13 protein-coding genes are annotated in these 18,146 nt (G+C 39.1%); 12 read left to right on the top strand and 1 reads right to left on the bottom strand.

Going from position 1 to position 18,146, the window contains the following annotated elements; translation table 11 throughout:
• Positions 1 to 151: 151 nt before the first annotated feature.
• A complete protein-coding gene (gene glyA, locus G585_RS0107360) occupies positions 152 to 1,390 on the top strand; it encodes a serine hydroxymethyltransferase (protein WP_022774046.1) in 1,239 nt (412 codons plus the stop codon).
• A 44-nt stretch (positions 1,391 to 1,434) separates the two neighbouring features.
• On the opposite strand, the gene G585_RS0107355 is transcribed toward glyA, so the two are convergent.
• Positions 1,435 to 2,391, bottom strand: coding sequence for a diacylglycerol/lipid kinase family protein (locus tag G585_RS0107355; protein WP_022774045.1), 957 nt, complete (start codon positions 2,389 to 2,391; stop codon positions 1,435 to 1,437).
• An 887-nt stretch (positions 2,392 to 3,278) separates the two neighbouring features.
• On the opposite strand from G585_RS0107355, the gene G585_RS17525 reads away from it, so the two are divergent.
• From G585_RS17525 to G585_RS0107300, 11 genes are all read left to right on the top strand, one after another.
• Positions 3,279 to 4,571, top strand: a complete 1,293-nt coding sequence (locus G585_RS17525) for a glycoside hydrolase family 3 N-terminal domain-containing protein (RefSeq protein ID WP_022774043.1) — start codon at positions 3,279 to 3,281, stop codon at positions 4,569 to 4,571.
• A 47-nt stretch (positions 4,572 to 4,618) separates the two neighbouring features.
• Complete coding sequence (locus tag G585_RS0107345; protein ID WP_022774042.1) at positions 4,619 to 6,724, top strand: NAD-dependent epimerase/dehydratase family protein; 2,106 nt, start codon at positions 4,619 to 4,621, stop codon at positions 6,722 to 6,724.
• Complete coding sequence (locus tag G585_RS0107340) at positions 6,721 to 7,614, top strand: hypothetical protein (RefSeq protein WP_022774041.1); 894 nt, start codon at positions 6,721 to 6,723, stop codon at positions 7,612 to 7,614. Before G585_RS0107345 ends, G585_RS0107340 begins: the two co-directional genes overlap by 4 nt.
• Positions 7,611 to 9,434 (top strand): DUF2194 domain-containing protein, encoded by a 1,824-nt coding sequence (locus tag G585_RS0107335; protein WP_022774039.1) that lies wholly within the window; start codon positions 7,611 to 7,613, stop codon positions 9,432 to 9,434. The genes G585_RS0107340 and G585_RS0107335 overlap by 4 nt, the downstream gene beginning before the upstream one ends.
• A gap of 3 nt (positions 9,435 to 9,437) precedes the next feature.
• A complete protein-coding gene (gene pelF, locus G585_RS0107330; protein WP_022774038.1) occupies positions 9,438 to 10,853 on the top strand; it encodes a GT4 family glycosyltransferase PelF in 1,416 nt (471 codons plus the stop codon).
• On the top strand, positions 10,854 to 12,305 hold the full coding sequence (pelG, locus tag G585_RS0107325; RefSeq protein WP_022774037.1) for an exopolysaccharide Pel transporter PelG: 1,452 nt from the start codon (positions 10,854 to 10,856) through the stop codon (positions 12,303 to 12,305).
• A 13-nt stretch (positions 12,306 to 12,318) separates the two neighbouring features.
• On the top strand, positions 12,319 to 14,118 hold the full coding sequence (locus tag G585_RS0107320; protein ID WP_022774035.1) for a CotH kinase family protein: 1,800 nt from the start codon (positions 12,319 to 12,321) through the stop codon (positions 14,116 to 14,118).
• A gap of 28 nt (positions 14,119 to 14,146) precedes the next feature.
• A complete protein-coding gene (locus G585_RS0107315) occupies positions 14,147 to 14,875 on the top strand; it encodes a polyphosphate polymerase domain-containing protein (protein WP_022774034.1) in 729 nt (242 codons plus the stop codon).
• Positions 14,872 to 15,543: a DUF4956 domain-containing protein gene (locus tag G585_RS0107310; protein ID WP_022774032.1), complete on the top strand. Its 672-nt coding sequence runs from the start codon at positions 14,872 to 14,874 to the stop codon at positions 15,541 to 15,543. Before G585_RS0107315 ends, G585_RS0107310 begins: the two co-directional genes overlap by 4 nt.
• Positions 15,536 to 16,909, top strand: coding sequence for a DUF4832 domain-containing protein (locus G585_RS17520; RefSeq protein WP_051142970.1), 1,374 nt, complete (start codon positions 15,536 to 15,538; stop codon positions 16,907 to 16,909). Before G585_RS0107310 ends, G585_RS17520 begins: the two co-directional genes overlap by 8 nt.
• A 126-nt stretch (positions 16,910 to 17,035) precedes the next feature.
• A complete protein-coding gene (locus G585_RS0107300; protein WP_022774030.1) occupies positions 17,036 to 17,239 on the top strand; it encodes a hypothetical protein in 204 nt (67 codons plus the stop codon).
• Positions 17,240 to 18,146 lie beyond the last annotated feature (907 nt).

Here is an 18,146-nt window from a genome sequence, read left to right as displayed (position 1 = left end):
ATTAAAAACTCTCTGTATGCAGTTAAAAATAGCATATTGGGAGTTTTTTGTTTAGAAAAACACCTAGATTTTTTAGGGGTTATATGTTACGATATGCCATGTGTGTAACTTTAACACATTAAATTGTAAAAATGTTTAGGAGGAGCGAAAAATGTATTCACTGGAAGAAGTCAGGAAAGTGGACCCCGAGATTGCATCTCTCATCGAAAAAGAGGTTGCAAGACAGAATGATCACATTGAACTTATTGCGTCAGAAAACTGGACAAGTAAAGCTGTTATGGCAGCTATGGGGAGTCCGTTAACTAACAAATATGCAGAGGGTCTTCCTGGAAAAAGATACTATGGTGGATGTTTTGTAGTCGATGAAGTTGAAAAGCTTGCAATCGAGAGAGCAAAAGAGCTTTTTGGCTGTGACTATGCAAATGTTCAGCCTCATTCAGGCGCACAGGCAAACCTCGCTGTTCAGTTTGCTTTGCTTCAGCCCGGAGATACCATTATGGGTATGAACCTTAATCAGGGCGGACATCTTACACATGGTAGCCCGGCTAATATTTCAGGAACATATTTTAACGTAGTTCCTTATGGTGTTGATGAAAACGGCTTCCTTGACTACGACCAAATGTACAAACTTGCTGTAGAGCATAAACCTAAACTTATCATTGCCGGTGCATCAGCATACTGCAGAACAATTGACTTTAAGAAGTTCAGAGAAGCTGCAGATGCATGTGGAGCAATACTTATGGTGGATATGGCGCATATAGCAGGACTTGTTGCTGCAGGCGTTCATCCAAGCCCATTCCCATATGCAGATGTTGTAACTACAACAACTCATAAGACACTTCGCGGACCAAGAGGCGGACTCATTCTTTGGAATCAGTCAGCTCAGGATAAGTTTAAGATCAACAAGGCGGTATTCCCTGGAATTCAGGGTGGCCCGCTTGAGCATGTTATTGCAGCTAAGGCAGTATGTTTTAAAGAAGCTCTTTCTCCTGAATTTAAGAAATATGCAACAGATGTAGTAGAAAACTGTAAAGCTCTTTGCGATGGACTTATGCAGAGAGGAATCAAGATTGTTTCAGGCGGAACAGACAATCATCTTATGCTTGTTGACCTGACAAACTTTGGTCTTACAGGAAAAGAAGTTGAGGCTTGGCTTGATGATGCACATATCACAGCTAATAAAAATACTATTCCTAATGAGCAGCAGTCACCATTTGTAACAAGTGGAATCCGTCTTGGAACAGCTGCTGTTACAACAAGAGGAATGAACAAAGCAGATATGGATCAGATAGCAGAAGCTATATCAATTGTTATTAAGAACAAGGGCGAAAAGAATGATGAAGCAAGGGCCATCATCAAGAGCCTTACAGACAAGTATCCGCTTGACTGATAAATATAAAAAGCTTTGGGCTGTATTAACAGTCCAAAGCTTTTTTAGCACATAAGCTGAAGTTTTTCCTGTAAGCATTCAAGCGTAATGTTGTCGGATTTTACTGAGACTTCGCCATCGGTGTGGACCCACATGGGGAGCAGAGGTTTGATGGTGACTTTTTTAACTGTATGATGTCCGATTCCCTTTATCCAATAGTAGTTGCCAAAGAATGAGAAAGGAAGTGCAAACATCATTCGTAGTGGTGGCATGTCGCCTGCATAAACCAGATCGAACTTGCCGTCGGTTAAGTCTGCCTTTGGAGCGAAATTAAAACCACCGCCTTCGTAGTGATGAATCATGGCCGCAATGAATATAAAACGTTTTAAATGAATGACTTCACCGCTATCAAGCTCGATGTCACAAGGAATTTTATCGGCCTTTAGAAGCTGCCTGATAGCTATAAGACCATAGGTGAGCTTCCCGAGTCCTATTTTGTTTAGAAAGTTCTTTGTACCTGATGCAAGTGCTTCTTCGCAGACCGCAGCATCAAATCCGATTCCGGAACTTACGTCAAATATTCTTGTTTTTGAGATTTCTTTTTCATGCAGCCTGGACATTGGAGCTGTCATAGAATTATAAGTCAGCTTTCCAAGATCAAGCTTTCGCAGAACTTTTCCTTCAAGAATGGCATCCAAAAGAGTATCTATATTCTGGGGATAGGAGAGATCTCTTGCAAAATCATTGGATGAACCAATTGGAATATAGCCGACTATAGTTTTGTCAAAGTCGGTGATACCATTCATTACTTCGTTAAGAGTACCGTCTCCGCCAAGGACAACTATTTTTGTATCAGTGTTTGAAGATGTTATGCTTTGGGCCAGGACTGTTCCGTCTCCGGGACCTTTAGTCATATAAGCTGTGTAATCAATTCCTTTTTCGTGGAACTTAAGTTCTAACTTTTTCCAGATATCCTTTCCTTTTCCTGAGCGTGCTGATGGGTTCACAATGCAGTGGTACATGTCACATCTTCCTTCGTGTATTATTGGGCTATATAAAGAAACCCTTTTATTATCATAATTATTTTATCTGATTATGTACAGAGACTTTATGTTCAAAATTTTAGAAGAAAAAATGATCCAATAATCATAAAATTCAGAGAATAATACAGATGTTTGGGTGCTTTGATATGAAAGTGTATGAGAATTGATCACTATGGAATAACACAATATATAGGCATCTTTTTGTAAGGTGAAGTAATATGCAGAATTGTGTATAATGAATATACAATTAGAATAATATGCAGAATATTCAACAATAACATGCAAGATGTCAAAATAAATAAAAGAAATTAATAAAATGTGTTGACAAATTGGATGGATATAAATATAATAAAACCATCAAGTAAGAGTTACAAAAATACTTCTCCAATCAATATATAGTGAGATCGTAAATTGGAGAAAGAAAGGGAGGTACGGTCCAAAGGGATAGTTAATTAAAATATTCAGAGAAAGGATGGTACGGTCCACCAGCATACTAAGTTTAGTTTTATAAAAAAGTTTTAAGTTCGAAGTTCAAAGAAGTATCAGAATTACAGCAATTCAAGTACATGAGAAGTGGTTAGGGCATATTTAAATCTTGCAACCACAGCATATGAATGCAAATGTAAATGGAACGATGAGCTGAGAATCGGAGGAAAAGTCCATTGGACGCAGAAAATTTTAATTTAGATGATGAGTACTCGGTATAAGGGCAGAAGCAGGTAATACGATGAAGCTTCTGCCCTTGATTTTTATTTATCTGAATTTTTTGTGAATAGTGTGGAAAGTGTACGGATTGGTTCTTCATTGGGTGCACAAATTATGATAAAATAAGGAATAGAAAAAGTTTTGCATTTAATGGGGATTTTATGAGTAGATTGGAAGAACAGGATTTTGATGAGAAGCGAATGGCTCGCAGGAACAAAAGAAAAAGGAGCCAGCTCATTGCATATATATCACTGGCAGTTGTAGTCATTCTGATTGTTTTAGCTATAGTTTTTGGAGTTGTTTTCATAAAGAGCTTACTTGGCGGAGGAAAAACTGCTGCTTCTTCGGAAGAGGCTGGAGATGAAGCTGCATCTTTGGAGAGCAGTCAGGAAATAGTTATAGAAACTCCGGAAGCGGTTAGTGAACCCGAGGAAATGTCTGAAGAGGACATAATGGATGAGGTTGTATCAGATGTAATAGATACAATGCCTATTGAGGATAAGGTTGCAGGTCTTTTTATAGTTACACCTGAACAGCTTACAGGTGTTGCTACTGCAGTCAAGGCAGGAAGCGGAACACAGGATGCTCTTTCCCAATATGCTGTAGGCGGAATAGTTTACTCCGCCAAAAACATCAAGTCAGAGGATCAGATAACTGAGATGCTTTCGACCACAACTTCCATGAGTAAGTATCCACTCTTCACTATGGTAAGCGAGTGGGGAAAGGGAGCTATCAGCTCATCAATCGGTATTGATGAAATAGTGGATTATACAGATGCAGAGGCTGCTTCAGAAAATGGGGCAATAGTTGCAGCTTCTATGTATAAATATGGTTTTAATTTTGACCTTTCACCGAATATGGATATTACAGAAAGTGGAGTATTTGGCACGGATGCTGAAACTGTCAAGGCTTTGACAGCATCATTGTCACAGGCGCTTAGAAGTGAGGGAATATGGTCTTGTGCATATTCTTTCCCTAAACAGGGAGATACTTCTTCTAAGATGGAGCAGATCGATGATTCCACTGAAATGCTTGCAACCGGTGAATATTCATTGTTTAAAAATGTTATAGACGATGGAAATGTTACAGCGATCATGATCTCAAACTCATCATTCCCAAATGTGGTTGGAGATAACACTCCGGCTTCACTTTCATCAGTGATCATAGAAGATGAACTCAGGGGAGTTCTTGGGTTTGATGGCATAGTAATAACAGGTGCTCTGGATGATGGGGCCATCACAGAGTATTACACTTCAGATCAGGCTGCGGTCATGGCAATAAAGGCCGGAGCAGATATGATCTACCTTCCTGAAGATTTTGAGACAGCTTACAATGGACTTTTAGAAGCTGTCAATAATGGGGAAATATCTGAGGAAAGGATTACAGAATCTCTTAGCAGGATATACAGAATTAAGTATGCTGACAGGGTGGAGGAGATAACTAAGGAAAGCTAAGGCGAATGTAAGTGGGGAAGAAAAGTATTTAGGGAGAATAAACCGTAATGGATACCCTTGTAGTAGGTAGTAATGGTTATTTTTCGAAGGAATCCCTCGAAACTGCATTTGGGACAGACAATATAATACTATGCGGACCTAAGCTTGAAAGCCAGAAAGAAGGTAATATCAGGTGGTTTAAAAAGTCTATCATGGGTGATGACTTTAAAACTTTATTTTTTACTTATGGCTTCGAGCGAGTTGTATTTGTGTCGCATTTTATAAATAAGGACAGCTATGAGGTGGGTGAGATTGAGCAGCTTCGTAATGTCCTTTCACTTTGCAGAAAGACAAAAGTAAAGCAATTTGTTTATGTGACATCTGATGAGGCACTTCTTGATGTAGAAAATAGTGACTCTCTAATATACAGTTCTGTGGAATCTATCTGCAGATATTACGCTGAGCAATACCAGATTTCAGTAAAAATAATATACTCTCCTCATTTGATAAGTGGGCACTATAAAGATGATTTTTGGTGCCGTATTTTTGATGCTCTTGAAAAAGGGGAAAAAGTTGAGATCAAAGCAAGAGGTGATGAAATAGCAGATTTTCTGTCAATCGAAGACCTCTCGGATTTTTTGAGCAGACTCTTCGATGTGTGGGGAGAAGATGAAAGTGACAATGGTATCTATGAAACTATTTATCTTCGAAGCGGTGCAAACACTACCTATGAAGAGGCATTTTCATCAATTAAAAAGATATACAAGAATGCAGATGTGGTTTTTTCAGGGTCATCGATTAGAGGCAGACTTGAATATGGACAGGATGTTGCAAGGCATTTTTATGGATGGTTTGCTCAAAAAGATGCTGTTTCTGAAATTGATGAGTATGTAAAACAGTATCGTGAATTGTACCATGTTAAAAGGAAGATTGCCGAAATTCTTAGAGAAAAACTAAGGATAAACGGAAAGATAATGATGTTCCTTGAACTGATCCTGGGTGCTTTTCTTGTTGAGGTTTACAATTATTATTCCGGCGGCAGTGTGCAGTTTAGAATGATTGATGTAAGACTCTTATTTGTTGTGCTTATGTCCCTGGTCTATGGTACTCGTATTGGAGGAATTACTGCTATATTGGAGATCGTGTCTTTGGTACTTGCATATTACAGGCAGGGAACTAATGGCATTTTGCTTTTCTATGATCCAAGCAACTGGATACCATTTATTCTCCTTTTAGTCACGGCAGCGGTCTGCGGATATATCAAACAGAGAAAAGATGAGGACCTCGCTTTTATATCTGATGAGAATAAGCTGTTAAAAGAAGAAAAAGGCTTTGTTAACAGGCTTTATGAAGAAGCCATGGAATATAAGAACCAGTATAAGCAGGATCTTATAGGAAGCAGGGATGGATTTGGCAGAATTTTCGATGTAGTCCAGAAACTCAGTACCACTGTACCAGAAGAGATTTTTGCTGAGTCAATTCCTGTTATGGAAGATGTTCTTGATAACAGGTCCATAGCAATATACACGATCAATGACAAAGGTGCAAGATTTGCAAGACTTAGCGTTGCGTCAGAGCAGATCAGTTCCAATCTGAAAAAATCCATAAATCTTGATGATTACAGAACGGTTATAGATGAGGTTTCCAAGGGGGAGATCTGGTTTAACAGAGATGTTAGAGAAGGATTTCCAACTTACGTTGCCGGAATAAAATCTGAAGGTGCATTAAGTGTTTTGATAATGATCTACCATGTTGAGTATATTCAGATCAGCACGTATTATACAAACCTTATCAGGATTTTAAGCGGACTTATGGAGAACTTTATTATCAAGGCATGGGAGTATCAGAAAGCTGTTGCTGATAAAACATATGTTGAGGGAACTCAGATCACTCAGTATGAGTATTTTGTACAGCAGTTTAATATACAGAAAGAAATGGCTGATAATAAGCTTACAGATTTTAGACTCTTTAGGATCATGAGAGAGAACAGGACTCTTACGGAAATTGATGAAATGCTTCAGACTAAGATACGTAACAACGATATTGTGGGACTTGGCAGTGATAACAATATATATCTTTTGGCATCGCAGGTGGATGACAGCAGTGAAACTATTGTATTAAAGAGGTTCCAGAATATGGGGCTTAAGTGTGATGTAGTGGAGAGTGTAGGATGATAGTATTCATTTTTCTGCTCATACATTTTGTGCTATGCCTTGCTGTATTCGTACTTATGAAGCTTGGCGTATTAAAAATTGATAGTCTCATGATGGTCATGGTAATATGCATTCCTTTTTGGGGTGCTCTTTGTGCTGTGATCATAACCATTATGATAAAGCTTGGCAGGGATGGAAATAAAAATGGCGACCTTGAGCTCATGAGAAGCAATCTTATAGATCAGTCTCTTTTACCAAGGCAGGAAGCAGAATCTGATGACATTGTACCCCTTGAAGATGCTCTTATTATGAATGATCCAACTGTGAGACGATCAGTCATGATGGACGTTCTTATGACTGATGTAAAAAAATATATTCCCGTTATCAATCAGGCCAGGATGAATGATGATGTTGAAGTAGTCCATTACGCTACAACAGCCATGGTGGAGCTTTCAAAAGAATATGAATTAAAGCTTCAGGAATATAGCAGTGAGTATGCCAATAATCCGGGGCGAGAGGGACTTCTTGATGAATATATATCTTTTCTTGCCCAATATATATCAAGCGGTATGGTTCAGGGACAGCTCCTTGAGATCCAGAGAAATACCTACCATCAGCTTCTTATTACCAAGCTTACCCTAAGTCCCAATATTGATGACTATGAAAAACTTGCTAAGAGTCTTTTAGATTCAAAGTTATATATCAGGGCTGACGTAGCTCTTTCTACGATGGAGCAGAGTTGGCCTTTGGATGAGAGAAACTGGCTTTTAAGGTTTAGATACTATTATGAGACAGGTGCCAGTACCAAGTTAAAAGAGATGATAAAAAATACAGCACAGAGCGGCAATTACTATTCAAGAGAGATAAGAGAAATAGTGAAACTGTGGGAAAAAGAGGAGATGGGAGCATGAAGAAAAGACATTTTTATGTTTTGATAAATGTGGCCATCGGTTTTTTTGCCATATTCTTGCTTCTCCTTGTTGAGAGGATCGGAATCCTTTACAAGGGAAATGCTGAAAAAGTGACTCTTTTGCCAAGCGATAATGTTGTGCATATGAAGGAAACTTCAGGAGAAAAGAAATGTCTTTTGATGATAAACACAAACGATGCCACAAGTAACCTTATCTATCCTCAGTATGAGCAGATCCTTAAGGATATGAGAGTGAGCTACGATACACTTGATCTTGCTGACACCAAGATGAGTGAAGGCATGTTTTTTAGTGGTGGTAGAGAATATGAAACGGTTGTTGCAGCTATTAGTGACTATTCTGTCATGCAGGAAGATATTTTTATCTTGACCGACTGGGTAAAAGATGGTGGGAGACTTCTTTTTGGAATAACGCCTTTGAGGTCAGAGAACTTCGATATCATAAGTCCTAAGCTTGGAATAGTAGAAATGGGCAACAATTTTTCGACAGTTTCCGATTTTGTCTCAGAAAAAGACTATATGATTGGAGCAGATAAAACGTACTATGTAGACGATGCCTATGAGTCTGCGCTTGTTGTTCAGCTTGAGTTATCGGCCAAAGTTTATGCCCATACCTCAGATGGTAAGCCACTTATATGGAGCTATAAATATGGAGATGGGAAATTTGTTGTATGTAACTTCAGCTATGTTTCAAAGGCATACAGAGGCATATATTCAAGTGCTTATACTCTTTTGGAGGATGTCTTTGTCTACCCTGTTATAAATGCTTCTACATTTTATCTGGATGATTTCCCGTCACCAACTCCTTCAGGTGATGGCGAGTATATCAGAAGAGACTATGGGATGGGAATTGCTCAGTTTTATTCAGCTGTGTGGTGGCCCAAAGTCCTTGCACTTGGAGATAAACACAATATTCCATATACAGGACTGATCATTGAGACTTATGAAGATGATACCGGCGAAGAACTTCCTACCAATAAGAGCACTGCAGATTATTATTACTACGGAAACATGCTTTTGAACAAGGGCGGTGAAGTAGGATATCATGGCTATAATCATCAGCCTTTGTGCGGACCTGACTATGTATATGAAGATGACATCGGATATAAGGTGTGGGAGAGCTATGATGCCATGTACAACTCTCTTGATGAACTCACAAAGTTCTCTACCGGCATTTTTCCGGGATCTGAACTGAGTGTATACGTTCCACCTTCTGATGTTTTATCTCTTGAGGGAAGACAACTTATCAGTGATGAGTTTCCAAATATCAAGACTATAGCAAGTATTTATTTTGAGGGACCTGATGCATACTCTCAGGAATATGAAGTCTCGGAGGATGGAATTGTAGAGACTCCAAGAATAGTCTCTAGCTGTATTATCGATGACTACATGAAGCTGGCGGCATTTTCGGAACTCAATTTTCATTTTGTTACGTCCCACTTTATGCACCCTGATGATCTTCTTGATGAAGACAGAGGAGCTGCCATCGGGTGGAAACAGCTTAGTCAGAATCTTGATGATTATATGACCTGGATAGATGAATCAGCTCCTGATATAAGACACCTGACGGGCTCTGGGATGGCAGGCGCTGTCCAGCGCTATGTCAATGTAATCCCGGATACGGAGCTTGATGACAAAAATCTTACGATTAAGACAGAAGGACTTATAGATGATGCTTTTTACCTTATTAGAGTTTCAGAAGGGGAACTAGTAAGCGCAGAAGGCGGATCTTTAAAGAAACTAAATGGCACTTTGTATCTTCTTGATGCAAAGCAGGAAACTGTAACTGTAACAAGGAAATAGACTATGAAAATATGCCTTATTTTGGAGGGAAGTTATCCCTATACATATGGTGGCGTTGCGTCCTGGATGCACGGTTATATCCAGGCGCTTCCTGAGCATACTTTTATTTTATGGGTGATTGGTGCTCATGCCAGGGATAGAGGCAGATACAAATATGAGCTTCCGCCAAATGTTAAGGAGGTTCACGAGATCTTTTTGGACGACGCTTTAAAGGTAAGAGCGGGTAAAAAGGACAGATTCAAACTATCAAATGAGGAAAAAGAAGCCGTAGAAAAACTTATAGATTGCGAAAGCCCTGACTGGAATCTGCTTTATAACATGTATCAGGATAGACATTATAATCCTGCAAGTTTTCTTATGAGTGAGGAATTTCTTGAAATATTGACAAGGCTCTGCAAAGAAAAATATCCATATGTGGCTTTTGCGGAGACTTTCCACACGATCAGATCCATGCTTCTTCCTGTACTTTATCTTCTTGGAAGTAAGGTCCCGGAAGCAGACATATACCACACAATATGTACGGGATATGGTGGACTGTTGGCTTCACTTGCCAATTATAAAACAGGAAGGCCCATAATTCTTTCTGAGCATGGAATCTATTCAAGAGAAAGAGAAGAAGAGATAATAAGAGCCCAATGGGTAATACCTGCTTTTAAAAAGCAATGGATCAAGTTCTTTTACATGCTGTCTGATGCAGTATATAAAAGAGCTACATATGTCACCTGCCTGTTTGAAAATGCCAATAAGATACAGGTTGAGCTTGGGGCTGATCCGGAGAAATGCAGGGTTATTCCAAATGGAATAAGATACGAGAGATTTTGCAACATCCCTTACAAGGAAGATGATGGCTTTGTGGATATCGGGGCAGTTATCAGAATTGCTCAGATAAAAGATGTAAAGACTTTAATATACGCTTTCCATGAACTTTCGGGAATGAGAGATAATGTCCGTCTTCATATTCTTGGTGGAGTTGATGATGAGGAATATGCAGAGGAATGCTATCAGCTGGTGGAGAGCCTTGAACTAAAAAATATCAAATTTGTTGGACAGGTTGATGTGGTGAAATACATGGAGAAGCTGGATTTTACTGTGCTTACTAGTATTTCGGAAGGACAGCCTCTTTCGGTTCTTGAATCCTTTGCTGCAGGAAGGCCTGTTGTTACAACAGATGTTGGATGCTGTCGTGAACTTATAGAAGGGGCAAGCGGAGACTTTTTCGGAACTGCGGGCTTCATTGCACCGCCTATGCACAGAGAGGGGCTTGCAAAGGCTATGGACAGAATGTGCAGCGACAGAAATAAGCGAATTGAGATGGGACAAAACGGAAAGAGGAGAGTTGAAAAGTATTTTCAACATCCGCAGATGATGTCCAGGTACAATAAATTGTACAATATGATCGAATATGGAGTTAATTTATAAATGGCAGGTATAGGATTTGAGTTAAAAAAGCTCTTTAGAGCCACAGGTGTCCTGTCGATGCTGAAAGCCTACGGCTATACGGGGATGGTCACAGCAGGTCCAATGCTGCTGGGGGTTCTTTTCCTTCTTAGCATCAACTATATTGGAAGGGCAGCAGGGCTGCAAAAGCCTGAACAGGACCTTCTGGTATGCATGATAACATATTGTCTTTTGGCATCTATGGCAATCAGCAGCATCTTTTCTATGGTAATGACCAGGTATGTTGCAGATCTTTTGTATGAGGAAAAAGAAAAGGATGTAATACCTTCAATGGAGGGAATACTTGGATTTGAGATGCCTTTTGGCGGCATTTTATGGATTATATTTTTGTTAAATGCAGGAATTGACCTTATGCTGTGCATTCTCAATTTTGTCTTATTTATGGAGCTTATAGTGGCCTGGACACAGATGAACTATCTGACTGCAGTCAAGGATTATAAAGGTATTCTTATGTCCTACGTTTATGCCATTATTTTTTCTGTTCTTACTGCGATGTTTGGCTGTGCTTTTTTAGGAGTATCCCTACATATCCTGATGCTCAGCGTAAGCGTCGGATATGGCGTTATGATCGTATATGACATGATCCTTTTGTATGGATACTTTCCAAATTCCATGGAAAATCATTTCGCTTTTCTTCCTTGGTTTGACGAGTACAAAGACCTTATGCTTGTTGGCTTTTTTACAAACTTAGGGCTATTTTCTCATCTTGTCATAGCCTGGATGAGTGATGTGGGAATACAGATAAAAGGCCTTTATTATGGAGCGCCTCAGCATGATGTGGCTGCACTTTTTGCCTTTATCACGATTCTTATTACCACAATTAATTTTGTGGCATCGGTTGAAGTTAATTTTTATCCAAAGTACAGGAGATATTACGATCTTTTTAATGGAACAGGATCGATTGTTGAAATAGAACAGGCTGAAAATGAAATGATAACTGTTTTGGAACACGAGCTTGTTTACACAGCCAGAAGGCAGTTTTATGCCACAGCACTTATTCTTTCCGTGGGACTTGTGTTTTTGGAAAGACTCCCCCTTGGATTTGATTCTCTGATGGAAGGGTACTTTAGGGTGCTGAGCGTTGGCTATGGAGCTTACGCAGTAGGTAATGTTCTCATGCTTATCCTTATGTATTTTACGGATTATGAGGACGCGAGAAATTCAGCGATTCTTTTTGGAGTTTCATCTACTGTTCTCAGTGCATTATCACTGCTTCTTGAATCCAAATATTATGGATTTGGATTTGCCCTAAGCTGCATAATCTATTTCGTTTTTGCACTTTTTAAACTTATCAGTTATACCAAAAAGCTTCCATATCATATCCTGAGTTCACAGCCTATTGTGGCTGAAAGGCATTATGGCTTCGGAAGTAAACTCTATGCGTTTATAAGCAGGAATCAAAAAGCTGCATAAGAAAGGCACTTTTATGAAAAAGAAAAAGAGAAAAAGTATAGGAATAGTATTTGGATTTATTGTGGTAGCGGCAGCTATTGCCGGAAGCAATATATATAACTACTATTTTAATACGGACAATCAGTCACAGGCAGAAACAGAGACTTTTTTGCAGGTGATAGATAATAAGAATATCAGTACGGATGAAAGTGGTGTCAGTCACATTCGGGATGTTGATGCTCTGTATGAGGATGATGGAATGGATGTAGTTACTATGTATCTGACTGTCAGACAGGGCAATGAGATTGAAGGAACGAACCATACCTGGGAAGAGGTCAACTCACATTCTGCCTATTATTACGATGAACTGGGTATTCCAAGGTATAAGGTGGAAGCTCTTTTGCAGGTTGGAACAGAAGAGGGAATTCCGGCGGGAAATCTTGGATTTGGCAGGACAGCTCCCAATGCGACTGTTCAGATAAGAGGTCAGAGTTCCAGTAAGAATGTTCAAAAGAACTATAAGATCAAGCTCAAAGAGAATCAGGGAAATTGGAATGGACAGACTACTATAGACTTAAACAAGCACCAGACTGACGGACTTAGATTTAGGAATAAACTGGGATTTGATATTTTGAAAAATGTGGAACAGCTAATGAGCCTGAGAACTCAATTTGTTCATCTTTATGTCAATGACCTCACAGATGGAAGTGATGACGGATTTGAAGATTATGGCTTGTATACGCAGGTTGAACAGCTCAACAAGACAGCTCTTAGGGCCCATGGACTTGACAGATATGGTCAGCTCTATAAGGTGAACTTTTTTGAATTTTTCAGATATGAGGATGCTATAAAACTCGAGACAGATCCTGGATATGATGTAAGTAAATTCGAACAGTACCTCGAGATAAAGGGGGATAGTGACCATACAAAGCTCATTGATATGCTTGATGATCTTAATGATTATTCAATTTCCATAGATGAAGTGCTGGATAAGCACTTTGACAGAGAGAATCTTGCATATTGGCTTGCGTTTAATATTTTGACCGGAAATGTTGATACACAGAGCAGAAACTGTTATCTTTATAGCCCTAAGAATGAAAATGTGTGGTATTTTATTAGCTGGGATTTAGATGGTGCATTCAGGATCAAAGAAAATGAAATCCTTACAAGAACAGATTATGGAAGCTGGGAAAAAGGTGTAAGTAACTACTGGGGTAATGTACTGTTTAACAGGTGCTTAAAATCTGATAGCTTTAGAGAAGAGCTCGATAGAGCAATCCTTGATCTAAAAGAAAATGTTATTACTCCAAACAGGATCAGCGAGATGATAACAGATTACAGGGCAGTCGTAGAACAGTATTTATGGAACGCTCCTGATATCACTTATGAACAGCTGACTCCCAAGCAGTATGATGAGGTAGCACTGGAACTGCCGAATCAGATTGAGGAAAACTATGAGCACTATCTTGCATCTTTGGAAAAACCATTACCTTTCTATGTCGGAGAACCGGTTATCGAGGATGGAAAGCTTCTTATGAACTGGGATACTGCCTATGATTTTCAGCAGGATGAAATTACTTACAAGGCAGTTTTATCCAGAAACAATGATGGTACAGACGTAGTTGCTACTTATGAGGGTGTATGGACAAAGATTAGCTGCGATGTTCCGGAGCCTGGTGAATACTTCCTTTCTGTCAGGGCCTATGATGAAAAAGGCAATTCTCAGGAGTGTTTTGATTACTACGAAGAAGCCGAAGTTGGAAAAACATTTGGAGTACTATGTTTTTATATAAATGAAGATGGTACAATAGACAGGTATACGGTCGTTGAGTAACCATTATAATTAGTAAAGCGGTGTATATATGGATAAAACCTTTAGACATGAGTGGAAATATCTTATCAGCTATGGGGAGTTTGAAGCCTTAAAACCAAGGCTTGCGCCCTACTTTAAGCTGGATCCTAATGCAATAAACGGAGAATATCTTATAAGGAGCCTGTATTTTGATGACTTTTTTAACAGTGCTTACGAAGAAAAAGACATGGGCGTATTCTTCAGAAAAAAATACAGGATCAGGATTTATAATTTTTCTGATAAAGGTATTAAGCTTGAAAGAAAAATCAAAAACGATAAATATATTTATAAAGAAGCAGCAAGCCTCACAAAAGATGAGGTATACAGGATAATTGAAGGAGATTACGGATTTCTTTTGCAAAAGGACAATAACCTTTTAAAAGAGTTCTATGTTGAATGTGTGAGCAATGTTCTAAGGCCAAGGGTTATTGTGGATTATGACAGGGCTCCATATATTCATGATGGAGGGACTGTCAGGATAACCTTTGATAAAAAGGTCAGGGCAGCAATCGGAAGCTACGATATATTTGATCCTACCCTTCCGACTCTTAATGCACTTCCGTCAGATAAACTTATTATGGAAGTGAAATACACAGAGTTTTTACCGCAGCTTGTAAGGGATCTGTGCCCGCCAGCGTCAAGCGAATTTACGGCTGCATCCAAATTTGTTTTGTGCTGTGATAAGACCGCATACCTTTATGGTAGCGATAGTTTTGTAGATGAGAGGAATATTATATGAGCGTTAAAGATATGATCAAAAAATCAATTTTAAATTCTGATGCATATTCAACTTATGATGTTGGAAGCATTGCAATTGCACTTTTAATTGCACTTTTGTTAGGAATTTTGATCTACCTTGTATACAGAAGATTCTATGCAGGTGTCATTTTTTCAAAAAGCTTTGCAGTAACACTTATTGGTATGTGTGTTCTTACATGCATGGTTACTCTGGCAATCAGTACCAACGTTGTTATTTCCCTTGGTATGGTAGGTGCCCTTTCTATTGTCAGATTCAGAACTGCAGTCAAGGATCCCCTTGATCTTTTGTACCTGTTCTGGTCTATAACAACCGGTATTACTGCAGGCGCCGGAATGTATGCACTTACACTTGTGGCAGCAGTTATCATGATAATCATGATTGCTATTTTCTATTCAAGATCATCAAATGGCAAGATTTATATCGCTGTTATCCATTATGAGGGAACAGAGGCCGGAGATGAGATCTTAAGAGCATTTGGTAAAAAGAAATACTTTGTTAAGTCCAAGACTATGCGCGGTGATGTTACAGAGCTTGCCGTAGAAGTTAATGTTAAAGGCGATGACTTCTTCTTCGAAGAGAAGATAAGAAACATTGATAAGGTAAAAGATGTAACACTCATTCAGTATAATGGGGAGTACAATGCGTAAAAATAAGCTGATGCTGCTGTTTATATTTACTCTTCTTGCAGCGGCTTTGGTCGGAGCATTCTATATGTTCTTTAATTTCAGAAAAGAAAAAGTATTTTACTATAAGGCAGATGATGGCATTTATCCCAATCCATATATGGGATTTGCGCCTGATTGTGACAGCGTGGATCTATGTCAGACAAGTACTCTTGTTTATATGAATCTTAAATGGAGAGAGCTTGAACCTGAAGAAGGCGTTTATGCCTGGGATAACATAGAAGCTGACAATCATCTGGATGAATGGAGAAAAGAGGGCAAGCATCTTGTCCTTAGATTTGTTTGCGATTATCCAAAGAGTGAAGAACATATGGATATTCCGGACTGGCTCTATGAAAAAACAAAAGATGGTGAGTTTTATACAATAGAGTATGGATGCGGATATTGCCCGGATTACAATAATCAGGTATTTATCAGCGAACATGAAAAAGTTATAAATGAGATCGGAAGGCATTTTTCAGAAGATGGGTTCCTTGCTTATGTTGAGCTTGGAAGCCTTGGTCACTGGGGAGAATGGCACACATATTATCCCGCAGGAATTCCTAAAATGCCTCTGACAGAGATAAGAAGCATTTACGTACAGCACTATGTAAATGCTTTTCCTTATGCGCGTCTTTTGATGAGAAGGCCTTTTGCAGAGATGCCTGAAGACTTTGGAGTTTTCAATGATATGACAGGAGCAGAAGAGGATACTTTGGAGTGGCTTGACTGGATAGAAAACGGCGGTGCTTATAGTGCGACCAAAGAAGAAAACGGTCTTAGGTGTGCTCCTGAAGTATGGAATATTGCACCTGTGGGCGGAGAGTTTACAAGTTCAATACCTATGAGTACCATGCTTGGAAATAATCTTGATAAAACCTTGTCTTTACTTGAAGATTCTCATATGACATTTATCGGGCCAATGGTTCCAGAATGCCCACGAGGGGATGAAGGTATTTCGGAGGCTATCTGTGATGTCTTAAGGACTGTTGGTTATAGGTACAGGGTCAGCTCGCTTAGCATGAAAAATACAGTTAATAATATTACAGAAATTGGAATAACAATGACAAATGATGGCGTTGCGCCGGTGTATTTTGATCTTTTACCATACATATATGTTGAAGATCAATACGGCAAGTTGTTAGACAAATGCCTGATTTCAATTGATCTGAAAAAACTCTGCCAGGACCAGGAAATGCAGAGCACAATAAGGATTTCAAGTGATCTGTTAAAAGAAGACGGAACAAAGATCTACGTGGGGATAGAAGAACCGGGGAAGAATGAGCCATCAGTATATCTAAATATGCAGGCAGAAAGAGCGGGGACAAAATCTTTTTTGTGGGAGAAATGAGAGTTTTTTAATTGAAAACACGCGGAGAAACTATTACTTACGAGGAAAAAATGGCTATCGTGGAAGAATACTATCCGTGAAAGACAGTAATTGCTTTCGGTGGAGATTGCGTGGAATTATCCGGCGATGAAAGAAAATACATCAAATATAAATGCGAATGGCGGTTCACATGTCCATAAGATGGTCATTGAGGCACTTTCAGAGAGACCTGATGTAACAGTTGAAATCAGTTTTCATGATGAAGGTCACAAAGGAAATCGCTGCAAGAGTATTGGGATGGATGTAATTAGCATCCATCCCAATATTTTATCTTTGTATATGCGTAAGTAATTGGCAGCGTCCGCCACCATTGACTGAGCCTGAGGAAAACGCCTTGGTCTGCGAGCCGACGGTGAGGATGATGGGAACAGTAGATTTTCTCTCACCGTCGGAATTAGCATTGTAGCGTTTTCCTCAGAACCCATCAATGGCAAGCACCTTCGGTGTGGCTGGGTACAAGGGCCTCAGGCTCTGACTCCGAGAACAGTAGGAGTGGCTACTTTCAATAATGTGTAGGGCTATATTTTCATTTTACTGTGACATTTTATTTATTATAACCTGCACGGATAACGTGCTATTACAAAAAACATGACCTATTTTTTTCACTTGCCTAGGTCATGCTTTTTGTCATGATATGCCTTGTTATTACAGAATTCATGACCTAAATAGCTTTTTTCACCTGTCTAGGTCATGTTTTTTGGCGTGATATTGCTAAACTACTACAAAATTCATGACCTATTCTGTATTTTTCTTTTATTTAGGTCATATTTTTTATCGTGATAATGATTAAACTGTTTTTCGGGTTTTATCCCACAACTCTGAAAATCGGCTTGGATAGAATGGGATAAATATTACAGTTTTTTCAGTCTTATCCTACAGCTCAACTAATCCCATATTGTTAATATCACAATTACCAAATTTAAATCTTCCATAAGCAACTATTCTCGCTTCCGCATCAGAATTGTACTACAATCTCCCCCGCTGAAATTGATCTTTTGGGCATATAGCGCTTTGGAAAGCTTCCAGCCACCTCTGATTTTTACTATTTTGGGCATATAGCAACTTTTTACGAGGCAGCCACCCCTCACGAAGTTAAAATGGGCATATAGGCCGATTTCAAGACTCGAGCCACCCGTCAAAATGGTGGCTGTGGACAGATAAATGCTGTATATGCCCATTTGTCTTCTATAAAAACTAT

Source organism: Butyrivibrio sp. AE2015 (assembly GCF_000420825.1).
Lineage (GTDB): Bacteria > Bacillota > Clostridia > Lachnospirales > Lachnospiraceae > Butyrivibrio.
Note: the sequence above shows the minus strand (reverse complement) of the source record. Positions and strands in the feature narration are given on the sequence as shown.